Genomic DNA, 25535 nt, shown 5'->3' with positions numbered 1-25535 from the left:
GCTTTCCTACGCGTAATTTAAGGAGTCAGCAGGTTGAGCAGGTCTTCAGATCTTCCGTCGTGATCGTCACCGGATGGGCCGGGATGGTGACGTCGTTCAGTCCCAACAAGCCGCCAAGGACCGGCAGATCGAAGGTGATGTTGCGCACCTCCAGCCGCATCGTCAGCACAGGCCCGTCCGGCCGGCCCCAATAGCCGAGCCCCGATCGCTGATAGGTGACCATCAGCTTATCCGGCGTGATGCGCCAGTTTAGGTCGCAAATGCCGGGGCGAGGATCAGTACCCGCGTTGCAGACGCCGTCGCTTCCCAGCACAATCCGGTTCAATGCCGCCGTGCAGTTTGCAAGAGCCGGCCCGCAGGTCGAGGATATCGTGGCATCGTTCGGTGCCGCTTTGCCGTTGTTGAGCGGATCGGCGGCATCTGTTGGGAAAACGGCATTGAAATTCGTGGTCAGCGGATCGGATACCGCCGCCAGACGGGCACCATATTGTAGCGCCTTGACCGTCTGGTTCCACTGCGACATGGCATAGCCGAACTCGATGAAGGCGGCGAACACCAGCATGACGATCGGGAAGGTCAGCAATGCTTCGACGAGGCTGACACCACTGCTATCCTGCCAGAATGCCTTGATTGCCCTAGAAGTCACCATCCGATGTATCTCTCTTCATGGAAGGAACTGATGGTGATGGCGCCGATTCCGAGAAAGCCGAACACCGGCGAACTCTGGTAGAGATGAGCCGTGGAAATGGTGATGTCCCCGTCCGCGTCGGGTGCGGTGATGGTGATGTCGGCAGGGTCGTTCCAGCCGGGGACGCGGGGTGTGGCGCCTGCCGCAGGTGTTTGCGTTCCGTAAAAGGCGATCGTCTTCGCAGTCGCCTGATTACATGTCGGCACATAGGTTCCCGACAGCGGCCGGCATCGCGAGAGGTAACGCCCCGCATCGCGCAAGCCTGCGTCGATCTGCATACGCTCCCAGAAGATGCTGCCAAACTCGAGTATCCCAGCCGCAAAGAGCGTCACAAAAGGGATCGCGAGCAGCGCTTCGGCAAGTACTGCGCCTTCCTCCCGCTGCCAGAAGCCGAGGCAAAGCCGATGCCGGATAAAATTGCGGAGCGCCATCATCTGACCAGTTCCGCTTCTTCCCGCAGGAATTCGTCAAGCGTGCCGCGGCCACCCTTGCCGGTGATGTCGATCATCTCCAGGGAAAGGTATCGTTCGCCGGAATCCTTTATCGCCGGCTTGGTCAGGAACATGCGCGCGAAGGCCACGGCGCGCGTGGCCTTGTGACCGTTCAGGTGGCCGACCGAGGCTTCATAGCCGCAATTGACGATGGCTGAGAAGATCTCGCGCCGATCGCCATATTCGGCCGCCGTGTAGCTCGAAAGGTCCGGGCCGCTATAGCACTGGCCGCCAGTTTCCGGCGTTCCGGTCTCACCATTTGCCGAGGCATGACTGATGAGAGACGGGCTTGCAAGCTCGTAGCGATAAACATCGTAAGCGGAAGGCTGGCTTGGTGCTCCGGTCGCCTGCGCGGGATAACTGGAATAGTTGCTAAGGACCGTGCTCGCCGAGGGTACGGCCGTGCCCTGAGCGACATTCCAATAGGTCGTATACTGCCAATTGTTGCTGCTGCTGATCTTGCCGCCGGCAAGCGAGGTCATGCCCGCTCCGTAGCCGAGCGGCAATGCCTTGGTGGCATCGCCGACAACATCACCGACCGTGACCGGATCGTAAGTATCGCAGCCCTTCTTTCCGGTGATTGACTGGGCGGAGCGCACATTTTGCGCAGGTCTGTAACGATAATCTCCGTTCGCCTTGTTGAACGATGAGGAATAAAAGCCGAAGCGCGTATTCACGCCGTCCTCGACCGGCCCCGCCTTTGCGCCGGTCTCCGTGTCGAGATTGTCCTGTGTGTAGCAGGTACCGGGATTGCCGGTGGCAAGAGCCTCCGCCAGCACGGACGCACCATTGCCCAATGGGGTGCGCAGGAACCCGAAATTGCCGGGACCGGGATTGGAGGCCGCGGTGCTGTGAAGCTCGATCTGCCGCCCGTAGAGATTGCCGGCCGCAAAATTGGTGTGCAGGGCCGCAGCTGCAACTTCGCTGGCGCTTTCACTCGTGTTCCCCGCCGGCTCGAACGGATTGCAGATAAAGATCGGCGTCACGTCGCAGGCGCTGGCATGGTATACGGCCACGGCATCGGCAGCGATGTTGATCGTATTGCGGGTGAAGCCGACCGGGACCGGAAAGATCGTCTGCATCGCCTGCGGCTTGGCGATGACCCAGGCATAGGACGCCTCGCTGGCCACTGTCGTCTTCATCGAAGCCGGGATTGATGTATCGTCACTGGCCGGGATGTTCTTCAGAAAAAACACGTTGACCGTGCTGCCGGCGTCATTTGCGGCGTCGTAGGTCACGCTGATGTGCGAGCCAAGGGACATGCCGGCCCCGCCCCCGGAAAAAGCCGCGCTATTGGCGATTTTCTCGATTGCCGTTTGCGCCCTCGAAATGGCATCGTCGCGGCCGTCGAGTTCGCGGGCTCCGGCGAGCGCCATCGCATCGACCGCGTTCTGGAGATCGGTGTGCAGGTTGCTGCTGCGGCCGACATCGATGACCAGCAGCGAAAAGCCGAGAAGCATAGGCATGGCAATGAGCGTCAAGGCGATGACATAGCCACGATGATCGTTCCAGAACCGTCTGACAACCCTGCTCAGCATTGGCCTACCCCCATCACGGCTTCTGCCGTGACGACCCTTTTTCGTGCATTTCCCTTCCGGCGCGCTGCCGCCGTTCATGCCTTTCGAACCACTACTGGCTGATGGTGGCCCCATTGGACGCACCGTTGGCCTCCATAGCGGGGGAGGGCTGAATGACCCCCACCCCACCGTTCTGGTACTCGGTCATCACCCTGCGGATCACCTTGCCGTCGCTTGCGATACGGGTTCGCTGGGCTTCCGGCGGGAACGGGTCCTCGGTATGGATGGCTTTGTTTGCTTCCATGGCGTTCCCGGCCCCGAAGGTGATCGTGTCGCGATGGTTCATGTAGTCGGCGCAGCCGGAAACCAGGCCGGCGGCGGCAAGGACGAGAAGGACGCGCTTAGCGTTTTGTAGCAACAACTTGGCCTCCCTGGTTCAGGTCGAGACGATGGCCATAAGGCCCGGTCACGCCTTCGCCGTTGCGAAAGCGCCGGAGCATGTCCTTGTCGACTTCCAGGACACCGAGTGCGAAAAGCTCGACGTCGTTGGACGACCGCGTCTGATCGAGTGGACTATAGAGGTCCTCACCCGGGCGGGCAGGCCGCACAATGTGCGGAGTGACGACGATAACCAGGTCGGATTCCTTCTTCTGGAAACTCGTCGAACGGAACAGTGCGCCGAGGATCGGTATCTTCCCGAGGCCCGGCAATTGCTGGATGTCCTTGGCATTGATCGACTGCAGCAGGCCCGCCATGGCAAAGCTCTGGCCGTCGCGAAGTGCGACCGTGGTGCTGGCCGCGCGCGAGATGAAACCCGGATTGCCGTTGACGTTGATCGACGGATCAAGCTCGGAAACCTCAGGCTCGATTTCCAGATTGATGACGCCGTCATCAAGCACCACCGGTTTGAAGGTCAGCCGCACACCGAAGGGGCGATAATCCGTCTCGGTGGCGACTGTCGTGCCGTTGTTGGTCGTCTTCAGGATCGGCACTTCACCGCCGGCATGGAAGCTGGCGGTCGAGCCGCTCATCGCGATCAGGTTCGGCTGAGCCAGGCGACGCACCAAACCCTTTTGCTCGAGGGCGTTGATGACCACGTCGATGCGGCCGCCCGAAATTTCCAGAACCTTGGCGATCAGCTGGCCGAAGGGCAGCATGCCGGTTGCCGCACCCTTGGGGTCAACGAGGGTACGGACGAGGCTGCCATTATCGTCCACGCCGATACCCTGGCTGGTCGTTGCCTTGCCGATGCCGTTGTTACCGCGCCCGGACCAGCCGATCCCGAGGTCACGACCCGTCTGGCGTGACGCTTCGATGACACGGACCTCCAGCATCACCTGCTGGCTGTCACTGACGCGCAACTGGTTCAGCACTGGTTGATCGGAATAGGACTGGGCAATTTCGATCACGCGCTGCAATTCGACGCCGTCACGAACCATACCCGTCAGGCGAATGCGGTCGTTGGAATTGGCCACGATAACCCGGGCCGAGGGCGCGGCAGAGCGAATGGCGGCGGCGACTTCGCTGAAATCGCTGGCAACGCGGACATCGATGACGCCGAGAAGCGACTTGTCGTCGCCATAGACAGAGATATTGGTGGCGCCGACTTTCTTACCGCGAATGAACAGCGACTTGTCGGAAAGCGGCACCACGTCGATCATATCGGCGCTGCCGATGACGAGATCGCCGAAGGGCTGGCCGGTGTTGAGCGTCAGCGTCGCGTTCGGAGCCAACGTCACGCGCTGGACCGATTTGCCTAAGGTGACCGACTTTTCCTGTGCGTTGGCGCAGCCGGCAAATCCGGGACCTAAACACACACAGGCCGAAAACACTGCCGCCAGTGCCGCAAGCCTTTTCGTACTTGCGATTCTTCTCTTGCCATCCGCCATGCCTGCTGTTGCCCCCTCATTCGGCTGGCCGCATCTGCGGCATGCCGCCTAAACATCACTGGACCAGGCCGACTCTGTGCTCCTCGCGCTTCGTCGTGTTCCAGACCCCCACCGTCACCCACTTCGGCTCGACCGGCAATACCGGTTCGACCTTTGGCTCCACAATCTGCACTTGTTTTTCAGGTTCTGGCAACTTATTCTTTTCCAGATCATTGCCTAGTTCGGTCGCCATCGCCCCGCCACCAAGGTCGGCAACGGTGATCGGCCGGGTTTGCTCGATGGAGGCAGAGGCAATATTGCGAAGCGCCAGCGAGAGCGTGCCGATGCTGGAGCCGAGGGTAAGGCGCTGCGCCTCATCGGTCGTGACTTCAAAAGTCACGGTTTTCACGACGGATGGTTCGTCCTTGCGCTCGTCGGCCGTCTGGTCCACCGCCAGCACCTTGACGCCCTGCAGCAGCACGTCGACGAAGGTCTGGTCGTTGCCGGTCGGCCCGCGTACGACCCGCGTCAGAAGCACGTCGACGCGATCGGAAGGCCTGACGAAGCCGGCAACGCCGAGCACGTCGTTGACGCGGATGGAAACGGCCTTCATGCCCTGATCGAGGGCCGCCGACAGCGTGGCGCGTTCGCCGGTACCGGTGATTTTCGAGGATAGCACCGGCTCGCCGGGGTCGATCGCCGCCATGGCATAGCGCGGCTGGGCATCGCTGCCAACGACCAGCTCGACGCTGACGAACGAGCCTGCGGGTGTTTCATTGGAGGGCCATGGGATGGCTCTGAGATTTTCGGGCCGGATCCGGTCGCCGAAGCGCATCGGTTTGGCGGCGACAACGAGTGTCCGTTCCTCGGCCTTCACGCCGTTCATCGCCAGCAGCCGGGCCTTCTGATCGGAGAGATACTCGCGCATGCCGAAAACTGCTGCGGCGGCAAGTACAAACGCAATAACGAGACTTAAGATCGTTGAAGAACGCATCGCGGTTACTCGCTACACTGGACGGAGTGCATCCATTCATTTTTGCTAATTTAGAGGAGAGGGGTTAACAAAAACCCCTCCCTTCTTAGAACGCCAATATCAGGCTGGGACAGCCAGTTTGGTGGTGAACCACCCTGCCCATCCCGTCCAAACGGCAGCCAGATTGGTGCCGGCCAATGTCACTGCCGTAATCACGCCGCCGACCAGCAAGGCAAGCAGAATGAGGTATTCAGTGAGTGCGACGCCGTCTTCTTCCCGCGCGAAAGCGCGTACGCAGTTTACAAGTGCTTTCATCGAGAATTACCTCCCAGGTAAGTTGTGCGCCGTAATTTCCCCCGGCCGCCCTGTCGTCGAGACCGCCCCTTCGACTGGTTGTATTAATAATCTGTTAAGTCTAATTTAGTCAATTGTTTTATACGCGGGCGATCGGCATCTATACTTTTATGGTTAAGACGAAAGTCCCGGGTCACTTCGTAAAAACCGATTCACTTCTACGGGATTTATTTAGAGTAACTTGCAAATCTGGCTGCGATAACCCAAAAGGTTGAATACTATGGTTAAAATGATCGATGTTATTAGCTCGATTTCAGTATTACTTTTTCTCTACGCCGCCTGGACCGATTTCCGCACATGGAAGATCCCCAACACGATCGTGCTTGCGCTCGTGACACTTTATGCGCTGCGCGCGGTGGGTGTGATGCTTGGCTCCGAGGATGTCGGAGCTGCTCTCTTTGCTTCGAGCGGAATTGGCGGCGACGTCGCGGCCGGTCTGCTGATGTTTATGCTCGGAGTGGCGCTCTGGGCGTTCCGGCTGTTTGGTGCAGGGGACGCCAAGCTTTTTCTGCCGATCGGCCTTTTTGTCGGATGGCATGGAATGCTGCCGTTTTCGTTTTTCCTCCTCGTCCTTGGCATCGTCACACTGCTGGCCCTGCGGCTGCCGGTGCCATTGCCCGTCGCACACCTAGCCTTTTTCATGCGCATCGAGGAAATTCGGGCGAGCCGGAAGATACCTTATGGCGTCGTCATGGTATTCGCCGCGCTCCTCACCTTGGCCTTGCCCATTATCCGACAGCAACTGCTACGGTGACCCGGCGTCGACAGAACTTCCTCGCAAGAGCCCCTTCGCATTCACGATCGTTTTCAGCAAAATCTGTTTTATCAGCTCACAGAGAAGACAGGCCTATCGCGCCCACAGTCGATGCGGCGCGAACGGACTTGGGGCGGTATCAGCGAGAATGCGACGGGTCGCGAGAGTGGTCGTTTCAGCTATAGGCGGTGCTCGCAATTTACAGCGAGGCACCTGATCTCTTGCCGGCAACCGCGTGAGATGCCGACCTGAACTGCAACATCTCACACCATCAGTCAAGCTGTCTGCCGGCAGAACTGCGAAGAGCTTTTTTATTCCCGCGGCAAATCTTATCTGCAAATTCCCGGTCGCCAGGATTGAGGTCAACCGCCAATGCCGTCGAACGCATGGACGAGCGCGAAAAAGAACTTATCTTCGAGGGGTCCTTCCTTTCTTGAAGCCTCAAACCAAACAGCACGGGCACACATCCATGACCAAAGGCTCCGATCTTCTAGTGGCAGCGCTTGAAAACGAAGGTGTCGATCGCATCTTCGGCATTCCCGGCGAAGAGAATCTCGACGTTGTCGAATCCATCCGCAAGTCGTCGATTGAGCTCGTGCTCACCCGACACGAGCAGGCAGCCGCCTTCATGGCGGCGACCTATGGTCGCCTGACAGGCAAGCCGGGCGTCTGCCTGACGACGCTCGGCCCCGGCGCCCTGAACCTCTCGACGGGCGCCGCATACGCTCTGCTCGGGGCGATGCCGATGGTGATGATCACGGGTCAGAAAGGCATCCTCTCGTCCCGCCAGGCGCGGTTCCAGGTGGTCGACGTTGTGGCGTCGATGAAGCCGCTGACCAAGCTTGCAAGGCAGATCGTGTCGCCGCAGATGATCCCGACGACGGTCAGGGAGGCGTTTCGCATCGCCCAGGAGGAAAGGCCGGGGCCGGTGCATCTGGAGCTTCCGGAAGATATCGCGGCCGAGGAATGCCAGGAGGTGGCGCTGATTGCGCCGCATCAGCTCGAACTGCCGACGGCAAGCGACGCGGCGCTTGACCGCGCCGCCGCACTCATTGCGGCAGCCAAACGTCCGCTTCTGATGTTCGGGGCCGCCGCCTCCCGTCCCCGCTCGACCTCCGACATCGCCCAATTCGTGATCCGCACGCGCATCCCGTTCTTCACGACACAGATGGGGAAGGGAACGGTTCCGGGCGGAACCGAACTTTACATGGGCACCGCGGCGCTATCGGAGCGGGATTATGTCCACGAGGCCATCGAACAGGCCGACCTCATCATCACGATCGGCCATGACACGATCGAGAAGCCGCCGTTCATCATGGGCAAGGGCGGCCCGAAGGTCGTCCATATCGGATATCAGCCGGCGACCGTCGAGCAGGTCTATTTCCCGCAATCCGAGGTTATCGGCGATATCGGCCCTTCGCTGAAGGCGCTGGCGGATCGCCTCGAGGGCAAGCTGCCGAATGCGCAGGCGCTTCTTCACCTGCGCGAGCGCATTCTCGAGCGCATCGCCGCGCGGGCGACGGAGGATCGTTTCACGCCGCAGCGGCTGGTCCACGATATAAGAGAAGTGATGCCGCATGACGGCATCCTGGCGCTCGACAACGGCATGTACAAGATCTGGTTCGCGCGGAACTACCGGACGCGGATGGCGAACACGCTGCTGCTCGACAACGCTCTTGCAACGATGGGAGCCGGACTGCCGTCGGCGATGGTTGCCTCGATGTTATACCCAGAGCGGCGGGTCATGGCCATCTCAGGCGACGGCGGCTTCATGATGAACTCCCAGGAACTCGAAACCGCCGTCCGGCTCAAACTCAACCTCGTCGTGCTCGTGATCGAGGACAATGCCTACGGCATGATCCGCTGGAAGCAGGCGGTGGACGAGTTCCCGGATTTCGGGATGACCTTCGGCAATCCCGACTTCGTGAAATATGCCGAATCCTATGGCGCCAGGGGAACGAGGGTCGACGATATCAGCCAGTTCAAACAGGTGCTCGAAGAGGCTTTCTCCGGCGGCGGCGTGCATCTGGTGAATGTGCCGGTGGACTATTCGGAGAACGAACGCGTGCTGGTGAAGGAGCTTCGTGAACGGCTCCCCCAGATCTTGGAGGCCTGAGATGCAGTCTACCATGAAGGTCTACCAGGCGTTCGACCGCGAACCGATAACAGAGCTGCCGGCCGATGACGCGGCTGCACTCGAACGCAAGCTTCAGATCGCCGCCAATGCCTTCGCCGATCGCGACGGCTGGCTGCCCGCGCATCAGCGGATGGCGATCCTCAGAAAGGCGTCGGTGCTTTTGCAGGAGAACCGCGATCGTTTTGCGATGATGATCGCCCGTGAAGGCGGCAAGCCGCTGACGGATGCGATCATCGAGGTGACGCGCGGGATCGACGGCCTGGTGAACGCGGCGGACGAGCTGCGCAATTTCGGCGGCAAGGAAATCCCCATGGGGCTGACTGCGGCCAGCGCCAACCGATGGGCCTTCACCACCAAGGAGCCGATCGGCGTCGTGGCAGCGATATCGGCCTTCAACCATCCGCTCAATCTCATCATCCACCAGATCGCGCCGGCGATCGCCGTGGGTTGCCCGGTGATCATCAAGCCGGCAGCGACGACCCCGATTTCCTGTATCGAGATCGTCAAGCTGTTCTGGGAGGCGGGTCTCGACGAACGCTGGTGCCAGACCCTCATAACCGAAGACAATGCGCTTGCCGAAGCCTTGGCAACCGATCGTCGTGTCGCGTTTCTGAGCTTCATCGGCTCGGCAAAGGTCGGCTGGTACCTCAAAGCCAAGCTGCCGCCGGGCACCCGATGCGCGCTTGAGCACGGTGGAGCAGCACCCATCATCGTCGACCGCAGCGCCAAGGTCGATGCGATTGTCGGTACTATCGTCAAAGGTGGCTATTATCACGCCGGGCAAGTCTGTGTGTCGGCCCAGCGTCTCTTCGTGCATGAAGATATTCTGGCTTCCTTCACCGAGGCTCTCGCTGCAAGGGTGGCAGCCCTGCATGTCGGTGATCCCACGCTTGCGCAAACAGAAGTAGGTCCGCTCATCCTGCCACGCGAGGCAGACCGCGTCACGATCTGGATCAAGGAGGCGACGGACGCCGGAGCCAGGCAGATCGGCGGTGGGCGGATGTCCGAGACGACACTTCTGCCTTCGGTTCTGCTGGACCCGCCTGCTGAGGCGAAAGTGTCCATGCTCGAGGTCTTTGGACCGCTGACCTGCGTCTACGGCTACCGCGACCTCGACGAAGCGATCCGCATTGCCAACTCGCTGCCTTATGCCTTCCAGGCGGGCGTCTTTTCCGCCGACATAGCGGTTGCTCTCAGGGCGGCAAAACACTTGGATGCATCGGCCGTTCTCGTCAACGACCACACCGCGTTCCGTACCGATTGGATGCCCTTCGCCGGACGCAGGCAGTCAGGATACGGGGTCGGCGGCATTCCCTGGACGATGGAAGAGATGGCCGACGACAAGATGGTGGTGTTCAACCAGGTCACTTAGGGGCAGCGATGATGGGATCAACTGTTCGATTTCCATCGGCGGGTAAAACCCTTGGATAATAGACGATGCCTTCGCCGACGTGGTCGGTCCCGCGTCTGCATAATTCTAGTGCGGCGACGGGATTGACGTCGTGCACCGCTCAAAATGAGACAAATATTGGATAACCGCTTGCTCGGCCAGGATGGACTTGCCTCGCCCATAGCCGGGAGGCATGGTCTGCCTCGGAACAACGGAATCATGAAACTGTGGACGAGAGGTCCTTGGCCATGCTCGAAAGCTCGCGGCGCATCGCAAACATGGCTGATTAATGTTTTCCTTCCTGCACAGTTCGGACCTTCATATTGGCAAGCGATTTGGCAATCTTCCGGAGGATTTGAGAGGGCGCCTGCGCGAGGCGCGGCATGGTGTCATCGCCAGGCTTGCCAGCGCGGCACGAGAGCATGGGACGGATGTCATCCTGCTCGCCGGCGACACCTTCGATACCGAGACGCCGACGCCTGCCGTGCTTCGGCAAGCGCTTGGCGAGATGGCCCGGAATACGCCGCTGCGCTGGGTCTTGCTTCCCGGCAACCACGACTCGCTGCTGGCCGATCAGCTCTGGAGTGCGGCGCGCGGCGTGGTGCCCGACAATGTCATCCTGGCGACGGAGGCGGCGCCCCTTCCGCTTGAACCTGGTGTCATCCTGCTGCCGGCGCCTTGCACGACCAGGAGGCCGGGCCGCGACCTGACCGAATGGATGACGGGTGCTGCCACACCTGATGGCTCTATCCGCATCGGCCTCGCCCATGGCCCAATCCAGGAATTCTCGGAGGATGCCACGGCCACCAACGTGATTGCGCCGAACCGCGCGGCGCTGGCCGGCCTCGATTATATGGCTCTCGGCGATTGGCACGGATCGGTAGCGGTGGACGCCAGAACATATTACAGCGGCGCTCCCGAGCCCGACCGTTTTAAGCATGACCGGCCGGGGCAGGCGATGGTCGTTTCCATTGCCGGGCAGGGAGCGATGCCGACGACGACAGCGGTGACGACCGCCAGCTTTTCCTGGCAGACGTTACAGCTTCCGCTGCTGGCATCGGAAGACGGTGTTGAAGCGCTGAAGGCCGCGCTGCCGGAACCGTTCGCGCGGCGACAAACCCTGTTGCGCGTCGCGCTGTCCGGCCGTGCCCGGTTGAACGGGCGGACGGCAATGATCAGCCTGTTGGAGCAGGTCGCGCCGGAATTTGCGCATCTGGAGATCGATACCGACCTTCTGGGGACCGACTGTGAGAGCGATGATCTCGAGACCATCGACCGAGCCGGCGCGTTGCGCGATGCTGCGGAATTGCTGCTTTCCGAAAGCCTCGACCAATCCCGCTCCGGCGATGACAGGGGCGTGGCGCGCGAGGCATTGATCCGCCTGTTTTCCTATTGCGAGGCGATTGATCGATGAAACTTAACGCTCTTCGCCTTCACAATGTCAAACGCTTCGCCGGCCGCGGCATATCCGTCGAAGGAATCGCCGACGGCGTCAATGTGCTGAGCGCCGCCAACGAACATGGCAAATCGACCTGTTTTGAGGCGCTGCATGCTCTGTTCTTCCAGCCGCACAGCGGTAATCCAAAGAGCGTGCAGATGCTGCGCCCCTATAGCGGCGGCAATCCGATCGTCGAGGCCGACATCACGATCGAAGCCGGCCGCTACCGCCTGACCAAGCAGTTCCATAGCGGACGGCGCGCCAGCGTCACCGATCTCGGCAGCGGCCGGATCGTCGCCCAGGCAGACGAGGCCGAGGCTTTCATCGGCGATCTCATTTCCGGCGGAACTGCCGGCCCGGCAGGCCTGCTCTGGGTGCGCCAGGGCATCACCGGCATCGAAAATCGTAGCAAGAGCGAGGAAGAGAACGACAAGCGGGTGCGAGAAAGCCTGCTGACTTCGGTGCAGGGAGAGGTGGAGGCGCTGACGGGCGGACGGCGCATGTCGGCGGTGCTCGAAGCCTGCGAGGATGAACTCAATCGCCTGGTCACCGCGACGCTCCGGCCAAAGACCGGAGGCCGCTTTGCCGCCGCGCTCGAGGAGCGTGACCGGCTGCAGGCGGAGGAGGCGCGGCTGGCCAAGGAGGTGGAGATGCTGCACGGCGCGCTCGATCGCCGCCGCTCAGTGCAGGCGAGACTCAGCGAACTGGAAAACTCTGATGAGGAGGCCGGCCGGAAGACCGCGATTGCCAATGCCGAGTCGGCGCTCGGAGCTGCTAAACTGCATGACAGGGAACTCAAAGCGCTCGATGCCGAGGCTGCCTTGGCCGCCAGCCGCCGCGACGACGCGCAGCAGGCATTCGACCGCTTCCACGCAGCATTGAACCGCAGCGGCGAACTCGCGCGGCGTTTCGCCTTGGCGGAAAAGGACCTTTCAAATGCAGCCGAGCGACGCACGGCATCGCTTGTTGAAAGCGAGGCTGCAACGGCGGAGGTTCAGGCGGCCGAAGAGGAGGAGCGGGTAAACCGCGAACTTCTCGCGCGGATCGAGGCAGCGCTACGTTCACGCCACGCCGCAGAGCGCTTGGCCGAGGTCCGCCTGCGTCTCGAACAGGCGGAAGCCGCGCGCCAGCAGATCGAGGATGGGGATGCGGCGCATGCATTGCTCGCCATTCCAGCCGATGCCATCGAACGGCTTGAAGCGCTGGACATCAAGATCGTCGGCTTGCGCGCAGCCGCCGAAGTCGGCCTTCCCACGCTCCGGATCGATTACCTGAAGGACGTCTCCGGATTGGTGAGCATGGACCGCCAGCCTTTGATTGGGGGCGAGGATAAGAGCTTTGCCGGGATGGCGAGGCTCGACATAGCAGGCGTCGGCACCCTGACCATCCATTCCAACCGGCAGGCCGATCACAATGGGGCGCTGGAGACCGCGGAAGCCATGCGCCAAACATTGCTTGCCAAGCTCGGTATCGACAGTCTGCGGGCGGCGCGGCAGCGCGAAATTGCCGCGCGGAACAAGCAGGAGGAACTGGTGCGGGCGCGCCAGCGGCTCGCCGATCTCGCCCCGAATGGCATTGACGCACTTCACCTCGACGCCGCACGCTTTGCCGAACTCAGCCAGGGTGCGGTCGAACTCGACGCCAACCCGGAAGAGGTGCGTGCCGGTCTCGCGGATGCGACACGGCGCATCGAACTGGCGCGCAACCGGGCGCGGGAGGCGTCAATGATGCGCACGGAAGCCGGCGAGGCCATATTGCGCGCGCAGACCGAGCACGCCAGGCTTGGCCAGGAACTCGAGGCCATCGAAGCGGTCATCGGCCCCGAGTCCGGCCGAACTGAATTGCAGCAGGACCTCGCCATAAAACTTTCCAGCGCCAGAGAGCAGGTCGATGCTGTCGAACTTCGGGCCGCGCCTTTGCGCAGGACAGGGCGGGACCTCGCAGGCGCAGAGGCCGCCCTTGCCAGGGCGCGCTCGGTCGCCGACGCCGCAGGCCGCGAAATTGCCAGGCTCCGCGAAGAGCTTGCTGATCTCGGCGGTCAGATCCGCACCCGTTCGGACAGTGCGCTGGAAGAAAACTGGTCGGAAACGCGCGATTCTCTGGCAGCGGCGCGCGAACAGGTGAAGCGTTTCGAGACGGAGGTCGGCGTGCTCGATCGCTTGCGCAAGGCGCTGACGGCGACGCGCGCGGCGGCGCGTGACCTCTATCTCAAGCCGGTCATGAGCGAACTAGCCCCGCTGCTCGGCCTGCTGTTCGACGACATCTCGATCACCTTCGACGGCGACACCTTGCTGCCGCAGATCGTGCGCCGCAACGGTCTGGACGAAGATGTCGACCGGCTGAGCGGCGGCATGCGGGAGCAGCTCTCGGTGCTGACCCGCCTCGCATTCGCCCGGCTGCTTGCCCGCGATGGCCGGCCGGCGCCTGTCATCCTCGACGATGCGCTTGTTTATTCCGACGACGACCGAATCGAGCGGATGTTCGATGCGCTGCACCGCCAATCGCGCGACCAGCAGATCCTCGTCTTCTCCTGCCGCCAGCGCGCCTTCGCCAAGCTGGGCGGCAATGTGCTCACCATGCAGCCGTGGCAGCCGGATTAGGGAGAGGTCCTGAGCCGCTGAAACTTCAATCGCAGTTGGATGAAGGTTCGGGTGCAAGCTTTCGAGGTCGTCGCTCGCCTTGGGCGCAAATGACGTTGTAGTTCATGCCCTGCGCTATTTCTTGGCGTGAGCGGCCATACGGGCATCGAGCCGCCGGCCGACGTCCTCGGCAGAAAGGCCGCGCTCGGGGTGGGCTTTCGTCTCGTCATAGGTAGGCACGACCTCGTCTCGCAGCCATTTCTCAACGGCGGCGTCGCGGGCGGCCAAGGTGCGCAGGCCGTCGCGGATGACTTCGCTCTCGGTCGCATATTCGCCGGAGCTGACTTTGGCCTTCACCATCTGCGCCATTTCCAATGGAAGGGTGATGGTGAGGGGTTGGGTTGTACGCATAGTGTGTGTCCTCGGTTATCTCCTTATAACAAAGTGTATGATTAAATCATACACTTTACATTTAGGCGACCTGGAGGGGTTAAGCCAATCGTAGAAACGGCTTAGTTGGGCGCGGCTCTACGCTCAGGCGAGGACGACGCCTCGCTCAAGCCATAGATAGGCGGCAGCCGTCCAGGAAAAGCCGAGGCCACCGCAGCCCTGGCCGGTGACCGGGTCGAAATATTCGGCGAAACCTTCCGTTTCGATCGCTGCGATGGTGGATTGCCGCAGCTCTTCGGCGACATCCGCGTAGCGATTGCGCTTAAGGCCGTCGATCAGCAGCCAATTGATGATCGCCCAGGCGGGGCCGCGCCAGTAGCGCTTCGGCTCCCAACTGGCGATGCCGGGTTTGGTCGTGGGGAAGGCAACCTTGAGATCCTTGGACCAGGCCTTCATTTCGGAGACCAGGGCGTCCGCAACCTGCTTGTCGAGGTCCAGCGAGAGGAGGGGGATGAAGCCGGCTTGCGTGGCGGCTTCGACATCTTCGCCGGAGATCAGGTCGCGCGAGACGAAGCGGACAAGCTCCGGCCGCCATTGGACCATCATCGCCTTGCGGCTGCGGTCGTTGAGGGCGGCGATCTCGATCGCGTCCTCCGTCCGGCCGAGGAGGCGGGCGAGGTGTTCGAGGTCTTCGCCGGCCTTGAGCAGGATCGCGGTCGTCTGGATCTCGGCGACCTTGAACGGCGCCTTTTCCCATTGTTTGGCCGGATCCCACCCGCAGGCAGCATAGGTATCGACCAGATGAATGAAGCGGCGGTAATCCTCGTCGCGCGGGCGCATGTCGGCATCGACATGGCCGGTATCTTTGCGCACCACCGGCGTGTCGGTGGTGGTGGGTACACGAGCGAGCGCGATGTCCCAGGCCGGAGAATTGTCGCTGCCGCTTTCCCATGGATGCAGGAGTGCCACGAGCCCGGTACCTTCAGGGTCGCGGGCGGAATGCCACCAGCGATGCCATTTCAGCGCCGCCTCGTAGAGGGGCAGGGTGCGCGCTTCGCCCTCCTTGCCGGCGGTTTCGTGCAGCTTGCGCAGTGCGATTGCGAAGACCGGCGGCTGGGTTATGCCGGAGGTCGGGATCTTGTGCTGCGTGCGCCAGACGGTCGGTCCTGGGAAATAGGTTTCGCTCGGCGCATGGAAGACGATATGCGGGATCATCCCGTCCACCCATTGGCCTTCGACCAGCCGCTCCAGCTCGCGATAGGCACGATCGATATCGTAGAGCGCGAAGCCCATGGCGACGAAGGCGGAATCCCAGTTCCACTGGAAGGGGTAGAGCCTGTCGGTCGGCACGGTATACCCGCCGCGATCGTTGGCAGCGAGGATGCGCTTCGCCTGGTCGATATGCATGTTCATGTCGGGTACTCCGGTATTCTTAGGCCAGGACGGACGGAAAGGACTTGCCGCTTTCGGACGAAAGCCAGGTGATGCGCTTCTGGTCGAGCTTCAGGCCGATCGTATCGCCGCTCTTTACGGTCTCCGAAGCCGGCAGGATGACGCGCACCGGCTGGTCGTGGATCGAGCCGGTCAGAAGCAGGTGCGAGCCCATCGGTTCGGCAACGCGTACCCGCATTTCGAGACCCTGCGGCAGCGGCGCGAGTTCAACGGCTTCGCCGCGCAGGCCAAGGATCACTTCATCGCCGGACCCCTGCGGCGCTGCAAGCTGCTCGGCGCCTGCCGCCACCTGGCTGTTCGTCACCGGCACCTTGATGAAGTTCATCGGCGGGTTGCCGATGAAGCCGCCGACGAAACGTGTTGCCGGGTGATTGTAGATCTCGACCGGATGGCCAACCTGCTCGACCACGCCGCCATGCATGACGGCGATGCGGTCGGAAAGGCCCATCGCTTCCGTCTGATCGTGGGTGACGTAGATCGTCGTGGTGCCTGCCGATTGCAGCACGGTCTTGAGTTCGGTGCGCATTTCCAAGCGGAGCAGCGCGTCTAGGTTCGAAAGCGGCTCGTCCATCAGCAGCACCTTCGGTTCGACGGCAAGGGCACGAGCGACCGCGACGCGCTGGCGCTGGCCGCCGGAGAGCTTGTTCGGTATCGGTCGAGATATGGCTCGATATGCAGGAGGCCGGCGGCCTTCTCGACCTGCGCCTTCACGCGTGTGTCGTCGGCCTTCTGCATCCGCAGCCCGAAGGCGACGTTCTCGTAAACCGTCATATGCGGAAAGACGGCGTAGTTCTGGAAGACCATCGCAAGGCCGCGATCCCGAGGTGCAAGGCCGATTACCGACTTGTCGCCGATGCGGACATCTCCCGATGTGGCCGTCTCGAGGCCGGCGATGATGCGCAGCAGCGTGGTCTTGCCGCAGCCGGATGGACCGAGCAGCGAGACGAATTCGCCGTCGTTGATCGTCAGCGAGACCTCTTTCAGCGCCTCGAAGGCTCCGAAGCTCTTGCGGATGCGGTCGATGACAATATTGGCCATATCTCTGGTCCCGTTACTTGGAGGAAATGCCCCAGATCGCGAAGAGGTAGCGCCTGACCGCGAAGATGAAGACAACCGAGGGAAGGATGAGCATCAGCCCCCCGGCAAAGCGGTAATACATCGGGCTTTCCGAAAGCACGGTCAGCAGGTAGGCGGTCAGCGTGCGGTTGCGCACCGTCAGCACCGAGGCGGCAAAGACCTCGTTCCACGAGATGACGAAGGCAAAGACCGCAGTTGCGACGATGCCGGGAAGCGCCAAGGGTGCCACCACCTTGAAGAAGGCCTGGATGCGGGTGCAGCCAAACACCCAGGCGGCTTCCTCCAACTCCTTGGGCACGCCGAGGAAAATGCCCTGGGTGACGAGCGCGGCGAAAGGCAGCGCCAGCACCGTATGGATGAGGCCGACGCCGAGGATCGTATCGTAGAGGCCGAGCCGGATGAAGGAGACCGTCAGCGGCAATGCCAGGATCGCCAGCGGGAAGGCGCGGGTCAGCAACACCAGGAGGCGGTAGCTGTCCTTGCCGCGGAAATCATAGCGGGCGAGCGCATAACCAGCCGGCGCACCGAGCAGGATCGAAAGCGCTACCGTGATGCCGGCTGCCCCCAGCGAATTGAGGAAGGACTGAACGACGCCTTCGGTCTTCAGGAAGAGAAAAAAGGGCTCCAGTGAAATGCCGGTGGGAAGGCCGGTCTTCGGCCAGACATAGACGCCCTGGCGTCCGCCGAGGGCGCCGAGCGCGACCAGATAGATCGGCACCAGCACCCAGGCGCAGAGGGCGGCGATGCCGCTCCAGAGCAGCCAGCGGCGCGAGGAGACGAAGCCGGTGGCGTCGGGGGTGTCCGCGGTCATGCTGATGGTATCCGTGGTCATGGCAGGCGCTCCGGATCGACCTTCAAGGCCTTGAGATAGATGAGCGTGGCGGCAAGCGAGATGATCATGATCAGCACCGCGTAGGCGGCGGCGACGCTGTAATTCTGGTTCTGGTTCTGCCAGTTATAGGCCTCGCCGACGAGGACCGGAAAATTGCGCCCGCCGAGCGCATAGACTACCGCGAAGACTTCGAAGGCAAGCACGGTGCGCAGGATCAGTGCCGATTGCAGGGCGGGACGGATCAGCGGCAGCGTGATGCGCCAGAAGCGCGTCCACGGACCCGCGCCGAAGATTTCGGCAGCCTCCTTGAACTCCTTCGGCACCTGGTTCAGACCGGCGACGATGATGACCATGACGATGGCCGTACCGCGCCAGATTTCGGCAACTGCAATGGCGAGGAAGAGCGCGACCGGCGTCTGGTAGGAGAGCCAGCTTGCCTGCCTGCCGATGATACCGAGGCCGAAGAGCAGCGAATTCAGATAGCCGGTATTCTGCAGGATCGACAACCAGACGAGACCGGCGGCAAGGTCGGAAATGCCGAGCGGGATTGTCCAGATCCACAGAATCGTCTCCCGCCCGCGGCCGACCTTGGCGACCATCGTGCCCATGGCCAGCGCCAAGGCGATCTGCACCGGCACGACCGCGATCGTCAGCAGGAAGGTGTTCTTCACTGAGCGGGTGAAATTGATGTCGGTTACCATGCGCTCGGCATTGGCGAGCGATGGCGCGCCATTATCCGAAACCGCCAGCCAGATCGTCTGCACCAGTGGCACGACGAAGAGCAGTGCCAGGAAGGCGACGGATGGCAGGATCAGCAGATAGGGGATCCAGGGTCGGCTATTGGTCATCGGCTCCCGCCTCGACGAGCAGAGGGTTGAAAGCGCCCGGGCAATTCGCCCGGACGCGTCTCGGGCGGATTTATTCTACCGGGCAGGGGCCGTCGCTCTTGGCATCGGGCGCCCAGCAGGCAGCTTTCGTATCGGCCATCAGCTTGGCCATCGTCGCGCCTTGGGCCTTCAGCACGTCTGCAATGGGCTCGTTCTGCAGCACGATGCGCTGGAAACTGTCCATGTAGACCTTGTTGAACTCGCCGCCCTTGTCGCCGAGGCCGACCGGGAGCAGCGAGATGACCGCGTCCTTGGAAGCCTGGGTGGCCGTGACCGCACCGGCGAGCAGGGCGACGCCGGCATCGAGATCCGGCGGCAGCTTGATGTTCAGCGTCGGGAAGAAGCCGACCTTGGAGGCAGTCAGGAGCTGCGTCTCCGGCATGGAAAGGTGTTCGATGATCTTTTCTGCGCCGGCCTTATCAGGTGCACCCTTCGGAATGGCGAGACCGGCAACGACCGGCATATAGCCACGGCCCTTCGGACCCGCAGGCGCCGGAAAGACGACATAATCGTCAGGTGCTGCGGAAATGGCATTCTTCAGGCGGGCGATATGGTCCCAGGCGACCATGACTTCGCCAGCAGAGAGCGGCTCCTGCATGAAGTCGTAGCTGGTCGAGTTCGGCGTCACATAGGCCCAAAGGGCCTTCAGCTTCTCCCAGCCGGCGGCCGCATCGGCACTCTGGAAAGTACGCACAACGCCGCCGGTGAAGGAGGGATAGAAATAGCCCTGGAAGTAACGCGCCATCAGCCCCTTCGGGCCCGCCGGGAACCCGATCTGCGGCTGGCCGGTTGCGTCCTGCATATTCTTGCCCCACACGATCAACTGATCGTAGTTCAGCGCGTTCACGTCGGCGCCGGCAGGCAGGTATTGCAGCGCTTCCTTCTTGGCGGCCATCACATAGGTTGCCTGCATCCACGGGATGTACTGCTGGGTCGATTTGCCGAGCCTGCCGAGGTCGAGCAGCGATTGCGGCATGCCGCTCGCTGCCAGCTTCTTGGCGAGGTCATCGAGCGGTTCGAGCGTCTCCTTATCGGCAAGCGGCGAAAGCTCGCCATGCAGTGCGCCTACGAGGCTGACGGTGTGCTTGCCGGCCTGGCGCTCGGCTTCCATGCGGACGGCAAACTGCGGTGGTTCCTCGACCACGTAGTCAACCGAGCCGACGTCCTTCAGGAGTTCCTCGCGGACGACGGTCGCCTCCTCGATCGGACGAAGCTGGGTGGACACAAAAACGGTCTGGGCAAGCACCGGCGAGGCGAAGGCCAGCACGGTGGAAGCCAGAATTCCAAATGACATGATATGTTTCATCTTCTCCTCCTTCATTGTTCTTTGTTTGAGATACACTTCTGTCTATGCCGCCTTGGCGGGACGGCGATGGCTGTCGCGATCGACAAATTCGATCGCGTGAAGCTCCTGGAGTTCTTCGGCGGGTTCGCCGGCAATGGCGCGCAGCAGCAGCGAAGCGAAGCTCGCGCCGAGGTTTTCACCGGTCATGCGCATGGTCGAGAGCGGCGGGCTGGTGAAGGCGCCCATCGCCAGGTCGTCGTGGCCGACAATGCTGATCTGGTTGCCGCCATCGACCTCGCGCAGCGCCCGCAGCGCCCCGATCGCCATTTCGTCGGTAGCGCAGACGAGTGCGGTCGGACGCGACGGTTGGCGCAGAAGTTCGAGTGCGGAGAGATAACCGCCCTGTTCCAGCGGAGCGCCTTCGGCGCAGAGATCGGTCGCGAGACCGCATTCCTCCATCCCCGCCCGCCAGCCGCGGCAGCGGTCATGAGCGAAGTAATATTCCTGCGGGCCGGCGATATGGCCGATGCGGCGGTGGCCGGCGGCATGGAAGCGCAGCGTCGCGGCCCGGAAACCGGCAAAGCCGTCGCCATCGATAAAGGGGTGAGGCAGCAGGCTTTCGGTGCGGCCGTTGGTGACGAAGGGAATGCCGCGCGACTGCAGGAATTCGACGCGCTCGTCCTTCCGCTTGGTGCGAACGAGAAGCATGGCATCGACGCGGCGGCCATCGACGAAACGGCGGCAGATGTCGAGTTCGCTCTCGCCGCGCGGCACCGGCGCAATCACCAGATTGAGGCCGGCAGCGGCAAGATGTTCGGCACAGCCGGACAGCATATCGAGGAAATGCGGAGGACCGATATGGCCGGGATCGCTCGGCAGCGTGACGGCAACCAGCTCGGCGCGCTGCCTGCGCAGACGGCGGGCCGAAGCATTCGGCCGGTAGCCGACCTTGTCGGCAGCCTGACGAACCCGTTCGCGCGTGGCGGCCGACACATCGGCATAGCCGTCGAGCGCACGCGACACCGTGGTGATCGACAGTCCCAGCGATTGCGCGAGCTGTTTGAGATTGGCCAAGATCTTCCTCCCGAAGTGAGGGAAACGATTCTCCAAAACGTTTTGGGAGTCAAGCCAAAACGTTTCGGGTATCATGCGGATGATCTTCGACACCAGCATCGAAGAGGCGGGGTATTTTCAGCGCAGCCTAGGAGGGACCACTATCCTATGTATCTGGATACGCTCGGGAAGTTCGCAAAGTAGTTCTGCGTCTCGCTCCAGATGATGAACCTGCCGTGGATCGCCTTTCGTAAACGCGGTCATGGATTCCATATCGGTCCAGTACGAAATTGTCGTGAACCAGGTCTCATCCTCACGGTCTTCGCGCAACAGTTGAACGTCGAGTGCTGTCTTTAGCAGTGGAGGAATTCCCTCTGCGCGGTTGTAGGCTTCATACTCATCAGCGAGTTCCGGCTTTGTGCGGCCGCGCCAGATACGAGCTATGGTTGGAACTTTCGTCATGTTCTGCTCCCAGTGACATCGGAACTCAGCAAAGCCGATGCGAGGAAATTCCGCGCGAGCGGCAGGGCACCTGGAAAATGTGTCGGCCCAGCACGATGAAAAGTCTTCCCCTATGCCGCGGGTATAACCGAAGGCTTGCTCTGGGCAGGGAGATGGCTTCGAATGAACTCTCGCTCAATCGGTCAGCTTGAGTGTTGCCGTAAACTGCGTCCCTTCCAGGCGATTGTATCTCGCCTCGCCATGCAGTTGATTGACGAAGGCTTTGATCAGCCGCGTCCCCATCCCGGCGCTGTCCGATCGGCCATCAAAACCAATCCCGTCATCCGCGACGGTAAGTTGAGATTCCTCTCCTTCAGTCGCGTGCAGCATGACGCGAATATTTCCGGATTCCCGGCCGTCGAATGCGTATTTCATGCTGTTGGCAATCAACTCGTTGAGCAGGAGGGCAAACGGCGTTGCCTTGTCTGCTGCAATCACGATGTGGTCGATTTCAAAGTCGACGGAAACGGCGCGACCATGGACGTCGACGAGCGTCCTGACGAATGATGGGATGAACTCCCGAGCAGATATTCCGCTAAACTGATCGAAGCCGTACATCTGCTCGTGGACGGCGGACATTGCAGAAATGCGCTCGTTTAATTTTTGAACGGCCTCCGGTTCAAAACCCTGCAAGCGCAGCAGGGCCATCACCGTCTGCAGGTTGTTCTTCACGCGATGGTGTATCTCGCGCATGAGCGTTTCATTCGACCGCAACGCATCCGCAAGCTGCCTGGTGTGCAATGTGTCCACTTTGATGAGGTTCTGAATCCACAATGCAGCGGCTAAGGCACCAACCAGGGCGAAAGCGACCAACAAAGACGCAATTTTGGCATCCTCCCAAAAGGGCTGCATGATCACATGGATATCTGCCGAAGCGATGGCCACAAAAGGGGTGCGTTCGAGGATTCGGTATCCGACCAGGCGGTCTTCATGGTCGACTGGCGACACGGAGCGATATGTGCCTGATGTCGCCTTCCTCATATAGTCGGTAAACAGCTTGTGGTTCCGCATATCGACCGGTCCGGCGGGTTCCGGGTATCGGGCGATAAGTTGCCCGTCGCGTCTTATGAGGCTGACAATCGAGTTCTCGCCTATCGCGACCGCGTCCCATATTGGTCTTAGGATGCTCGCGTCGAAGGCAATTACGGCGACGCCGGCGAATACGCCATTTCGTTCGAGCCTGCGGCTGAAGACGAATATCTGCCGGTGGGAAAGACGGCTGATGATCAGCGGGGATGTATATTCGTCAGCACCGTTTCTCAGCCGAACGAAGTAGTCGCGGTCCGTAACGTCGACCGGCCGGATATCGCGGTCATTTGAATAGAGCGTTTTTCCATCGGCCCCGATGACATAGGCAGTCGCCTGAGGAGGCAAGTCGTAGACGGCAGTGTCGAGATCGCGCACGCGGTCCGCGCCGGGCAAAGTCGTGCTCGGCCCCAGAGCATCATCAATTCGGTGCAGGGTCTCCCGAGCAAGGGAGTTCAACCAGTTCGCGTTCGCTGCAACGATTTTGGAGGCGGCGCTGACACGCTCATCGCCCCGGCGAACAGCTGTCTCGTAACTGGATATGAGCCAGAGCGACAAGAGGGTGGTCACTGACAGAAACATCAGCGCGATGATCGCGAGCGATGCTTTGCCTACGGAGCCAACGTATTTATCGCCACCGATCATCTTTCAGGCCAATTTCCATTGTGCGGCGACGGCCATATGGGCCATTGCAACGCATTCCGAACCATATCCCATAAGCTGATTTCTGACTCTCGAAAATTATGCCGTGCCCACTCACTCGGGGCTCTCAAGAGCACGACTGCGGATTGTATTTCATAATCGTCTTTAGAGAATGACCGTGACATCGGTCAATCTCGCTCCGTTCGAAAGGAGGTCAGAACGTAGAGAAAACCCCTTTCGCACGCGACGTCGGCGCGACTGAAATGATCATCCGGCGCCTATTCGATCAAAATCTAATCAACGGCGTAACCTGATTTGAAAGTCGGTTTGGTACGGAGGGTCTCCTTCCGGGAAGTGACGTCATGATCCTTGAGTTGCAGAATGCCATTCTGGAAATGATTGCCAAAGGGGAACCGCTGGCAGCAACGATAGAACAACTTTGCCTGAAGGTTGAGGCCGCCATTCCTGGGATCATCGCTTCGGTGCTGACGTTCGACGGGAGCCGTCTTCACACACTGGCTGGCCCCTCCCTTCCGCCTCACTATTCAGGGGCGGTCGACAATCTTGAGGCCGGTCCTCTTGCGGGCTCCTGTGGCGCTGCTGCCTATTTCGGAGAAGCGGTCATTGTCACCGATATCGAGACTGATCCTCGTTGGCAGGACTTCAAGTCCCTGGTCCTTCCGCTGGGGTTGAAGGCTTGCTGGTCCAGCCCGATCAAGCGTGGCGACCGGGTGATCGGCACCTTCGCCTTCTACTATCGAGACCACCGCGGTCCAAAGGCCCTCGAACGGGATCTCGTCGATGCTTGTGTCCATCTCTGCACAATCGCCATCGATCGCGAAGAACGGGTGATGGAACGCCAGCGGCTCACATACAGCGACGCGATGACAGGCCTGTCGAATCGCGCTCGTTTCAACCAGCTTCTCACCGAAGAGCTGCCTCGATCCCGACGCGCCTGGGGCATCTTGCTGGTGGACATCGACAACTTGAAACTCGTGAACGACACGTTCGGGCACGCAGCCGGCGACGCATTGATTCAAGTGGTTGCAGACCGGGTCGCCAAGACAGCAGGCGCCAAGAACACCTTTAGGCTCGGTGGCGATGAGTTTGCTGTGATTGTGTCGGACGACAAAGACCTTGATCTCAATGCGAGGGCGACCGACATCTTCAAAGCACTGTCTTCTCCTTCAACGTGCGACGGTCATGTTGTCTTTCCTGCCGCCACGATTGGCGGCGCGTTGGCAGAGACCGAAACAAACCCTGACCAGATCCGCCAGAACGCCGATGTGGCGCTCTATCATGCGAAAGAACACAACCGCGGCCGGTACGTGCAACACTATCCCGGCCTGGGCACTGCCCTGACCCGACGTTTCAGGGCGGTTCGCGATGTGGGTGTCGCCCTGGAAGACGATCGGATCGACGCGCATTACCAGCCGATCTTGCGCTTCGATACGCGGGAAATCGTCGGTTTCGAAGCCTTGTGTCGAATGACCACGCCTTCCGGCGAAATCATCGCCGCAGCGCATTTCCATGAGGCGACGAAAGACGCGCATATTGCTGCTGAGCTGACCCAACGAATGTTGCTGAGGGTTGCGAGGGACATCCGCATCTGGCTCGCCCGGGGCCTTCCCCTCCAACATGTCGGAATCAACCTGTCCGCCGCAGATTTTCGCGGCGGTAATCTGCAAGACAGGCTGTGCCGAATTTTCGGGGAAGCGGAGGTTCCCCTCAAGCACATCATCCTCGAAGTGACGGAATCGGTTTATCTCGGACAACGGGACTATGTCGTAGCGAACGAGATCAAGGCTCTTCGGTCCAAGGGTTTGCGGGTAGCCCTCGACGACTTCGGCACGGGCTACGCGTCTTTGACCCACCTGCTGACGGTGCCGGTCGACATCATCAAGATCGACAAGTCCTTCATCGACCGCATGGTGCCGGGCGACGCTGGGACCGTCATCGTTGAGGGCCTGATCGGAATAGCTCACAAGCTGGGAATCCGGGTCGTCGCAGAAGGGATTGAAACAGAACCCCAAGCTGATCAATTGAGCCAGCTCGGCTGCAAGCTCGGACAGGGCTATCTGTTTTCGAAAGCCGTCGATCGAACGGTTGCCGCGGCCATTTTAGAGCAGCAGGGACAACGGCTCAACCAAGACCCGTGCCGGAGCCCTGTAGCCTGAATGAGGTTTATGTGCTCGGACCAG

21 protein-coding genes and 1 pseudogene are annotated in these 25535 nt (G+C 61.1%); 6 read left to right on the top strand and 16 right to left on the bottom strand.

Annotated features, from left to right (window positions below; translation table 11 throughout):
- Positions 1-25 precede the first annotated feature (25 nt).
- The 7 genes from ACIPSK_RS07730 to ACIPSK_RS07700 all read right to left on the bottom strand — a co-directional run bounded on the left by ACIPSK_RS07730 (position 26) and on the right by ACIPSK_RS07700 (position 5852).
- Positions 26-649: a TadE/TadG family type IV pilus assembly protein gene (locus tag ACIPSK_RS07730; protein ID WP_017967657.1), complete on the bottom strand. Its 624-nt coding sequence runs from the start codon at positions 647-649 to the stop codon at positions 26-28.
- Positions 643-1122, bottom strand: coding sequence for a TadE/TadG family type IV pilus assembly protein (locus ACIPSK_RS07725; protein WP_017967656.1), 480 nt, complete (start codon positions 1120-1122; stop codon positions 643-645). Before ACIPSK_RS07725 ends, ACIPSK_RS07730 begins: the two co-directional genes overlap by 7 nt.
- Complete coding sequence (locus ACIPSK_RS07720) at positions 1119-2717, bottom strand: TadE/TadG family type IV pilus assembly protein (protein WP_017967655.1); 1599 nt, start codon at positions 2715-2717, stop codon at positions 1119-1121. The genes ACIPSK_RS07725 and ACIPSK_RS07720 overlap by 4 nt, the downstream gene beginning before the upstream one ends.
- Before the next feature lie 91 nt (positions 2718-2808).
- The gene (locus ACIPSK_RS07715) at positions 2809-3114 is read right to left on the bottom strand and encodes a hypothetical protein (RefSeq protein ID WP_026154511.1); all 306 of its coding nucleotides are present in this window, start codon (positions 3112-3114) and stop codon (positions 2809-2811) included.
- Entirely contained in the window at positions 3098-4585 is a 1488-nt protein-coding gene (locus tag ACIPSK_RS07710) for a type II and III secretion system protein family protein (RefSeq protein WP_446532800.1), read from the bottom strand. Before ACIPSK_RS07710 ends, ACIPSK_RS07715 begins: the two co-directional genes overlap by 17 nt.
- 55 nt (positions 4586-4640) lie before the next feature.
- Positions 4641-5558 (bottom strand): Flp pilus assembly protein CpaB, encoded by a 918-nt coding sequence (gene cpaB, locus ACIPSK_RS07705; RefSeq protein ID WP_222281332.1) that lies wholly within the window; start codon positions 5556-5558, stop codon positions 4641-4643.
- A gap of 99 nt (positions 5559-5657) precedes the next feature.
- Positions 5658-5852: a Flp family type IVb pilin gene (locus ACIPSK_RS07700; RefSeq protein ID WP_130665663.1), complete on the bottom strand. Its 195-nt coding sequence runs from the start codon at positions 5850-5852 to the stop codon at positions 5658-5660.
- 259 nt (positions 5853-6111) lie between these two features.
- Here ACIPSK_RS07700 and ACIPSK_RS07695 point away from each other — a divergent pair, with 259 nt between their 5' ends.
- The 5 genes from ACIPSK_RS07695 (at position 6112) to ACIPSK_RS07675 (ending at position 14210) form a co-directional block, all read left to right on the top strand.
- Positions 6112-6645 carry an A24 family peptidase gene (locus tag ACIPSK_RS07695; protein ID WP_446532799.1) on the top strand — a complete coding sequence of 178 codons (534 nt, stop codon included), beginning with the start codon at positions 6112-6114 and terminating at the stop codon, positions 6643-6645.
- 469 nt (positions 6646-7114) lie between these two features.
- Entirely contained in the window at positions 7115-8761 is a 1647-nt protein-coding gene (locus tag ACIPSK_RS07690; protein ID WP_162115784.1) for an acetolactate synthase large subunit, read from the top strand.
- 1 nt (position 8762) lies between these two features.
- Positions 8763-10154 carry an aldehyde dehydrogenase family protein gene (locus tag ACIPSK_RS07685; protein WP_446532798.1) on the top strand — a complete coding sequence of 464 codons (1392 nt, stop codon included), beginning with the start codon at positions 8763-8765 and terminating at the stop codon, positions 10152-10154.
- 307 nt (positions 10155-10461) lie between these two features.
- Positions 10462-11586 carry a metallophosphoesterase family protein gene (locus ACIPSK_RS07680; RefSeq protein ID WP_446532797.1) on the top strand — a complete coding sequence of 375 codons (1125 nt, stop codon included), beginning with the start codon at positions 10462-10464 and terminating at the stop codon, positions 11584-11586.
- Positions 11583-14210: an AAA family ATPase gene (locus ACIPSK_RS07675; RefSeq protein ID WP_017996154.1), complete on the top strand. Its 2628-nt coding sequence runs from the start codon at positions 11583-11585 to the stop codon at positions 14208-14210. Before ACIPSK_RS07680 ends, ACIPSK_RS07675 begins: the two co-directional genes overlap by 4 nt.
- A gap of 114 nt (positions 14211-14324) precedes the next feature.
- Here the strand turns inward: ACIPSK_RS07675 and ACIPSK_RS07670 are convergent, their stop codons facing one another.
- From ACIPSK_RS07670 to ACIPSK_RS07630, 9 genes and pseudogenes are all read right to left on the bottom strand, one after another.
- On the bottom strand, positions 14325-14600 hold the full coding sequence (locus ACIPSK_RS07670; RefSeq protein ID WP_017996155.1) for a ribbon-helix-helix domain-containing protein: 276 nt from the start codon (positions 14598-14600) through the stop codon (positions 14325-14327).
- A gap of 123 nt (positions 14601-14723) precedes the next feature.
- Complete coding sequence (locus ACIPSK_RS07665) at positions 14724-15992, bottom strand: MGH1-like glycoside hydrolase domain-containing protein (protein WP_446532796.1); 1269 nt, start codon at positions 15990-15992, stop codon at positions 14724-14726.
- 19 nt (positions 15993-16011) lie between these two features.
- A pseudogene (locus tag ACIPSK_RS07660) lies at positions 16012-17069 on the bottom strand (ABC transporter ATP-binding protein).
- A 13-nt stretch (positions 17070-17082) separates the two neighbouring features.
- Positions 17083-17940: a carbohydrate ABC transporter permease gene (locus ACIPSK_RS07655; RefSeq protein WP_446532795.1), complete on the bottom strand. Its 858-nt coding sequence runs from the start codon at positions 17938-17940 to the stop codon at positions 17083-17085.
- The gene (locus ACIPSK_RS07650) at positions 17937-18788 is read right to left on the bottom strand and encodes a carbohydrate ABC transporter permease (RefSeq protein ID WP_033183136.1); all 852 of its coding nucleotides are present in this window, start codon (positions 18786-18788) and stop codon (positions 17937-17939) included. Before ACIPSK_RS07650 ends, ACIPSK_RS07655 begins: the two co-directional genes overlap by 4 nt.
- 70 nt (positions 18789-18858) lie before the next feature.
- Positions 18859-20133 (bottom strand): ABC transporter substrate-binding protein, encoded by a 1275-nt coding sequence (locus tag ACIPSK_RS07645; RefSeq protein ID WP_446532794.1) that lies wholly within the window; start codon positions 20131-20133, stop codon positions 18859-18861.
- A gap of 42 nt (positions 20134-20175) precedes the next feature.
- Complete coding sequence (locus tag ACIPSK_RS07640; RefSeq protein ID WP_446532793.1) at positions 20176-21186, bottom strand: LacI family DNA-binding transcriptional regulator; 1011 nt, start codon at positions 21184-21186, stop codon at positions 20176-20178.
- Positions 21187-21303: 117 nt separating this feature from the next.
- Positions 21304-21627, bottom strand: coding sequence for an antibiotic biosynthesis monooxygenase family protein (locus ACIPSK_RS07635; RefSeq protein WP_446532792.1), 324 nt, complete (start codon positions 21625-21627; stop codon positions 21304-21306).
- A 174-nt stretch (positions 21628-21801) separates the two neighbouring features.
- A complete protein-coding gene (locus ACIPSK_RS07630; protein WP_446532791.1) occupies positions 21802-23337 on the bottom strand; it encodes a sensor histidine kinase in 1536 nt (511 codons plus the stop codon).
- Between the two features lie 359 nt (positions 23338-23696).
- On the opposite strand from ACIPSK_RS07630, the gene ACIPSK_RS07625 reads away from it, so the two are divergent.
- Positions 23697-25511 carry a putative bifunctional diguanylate cyclase/phosphodiesterase gene (locus ACIPSK_RS07625; protein ID WP_446532790.1) on the top strand — a complete coding sequence of 605 codons (1815 nt, stop codon included), beginning with the start codon at positions 23697-23699 and terminating at the stop codon, positions 25509-25511.
- Positions 25512-25535 lie beyond the last annotated feature (24 nt).

Source organism: Rhizobium sp. LARHSG275 (assembly GCF_052871115.1).
The sequence above is the reverse complement of the archived record's forward strand: the minus strand, read 5'-3'. Positions and strand labels throughout refer to the sequence as shown.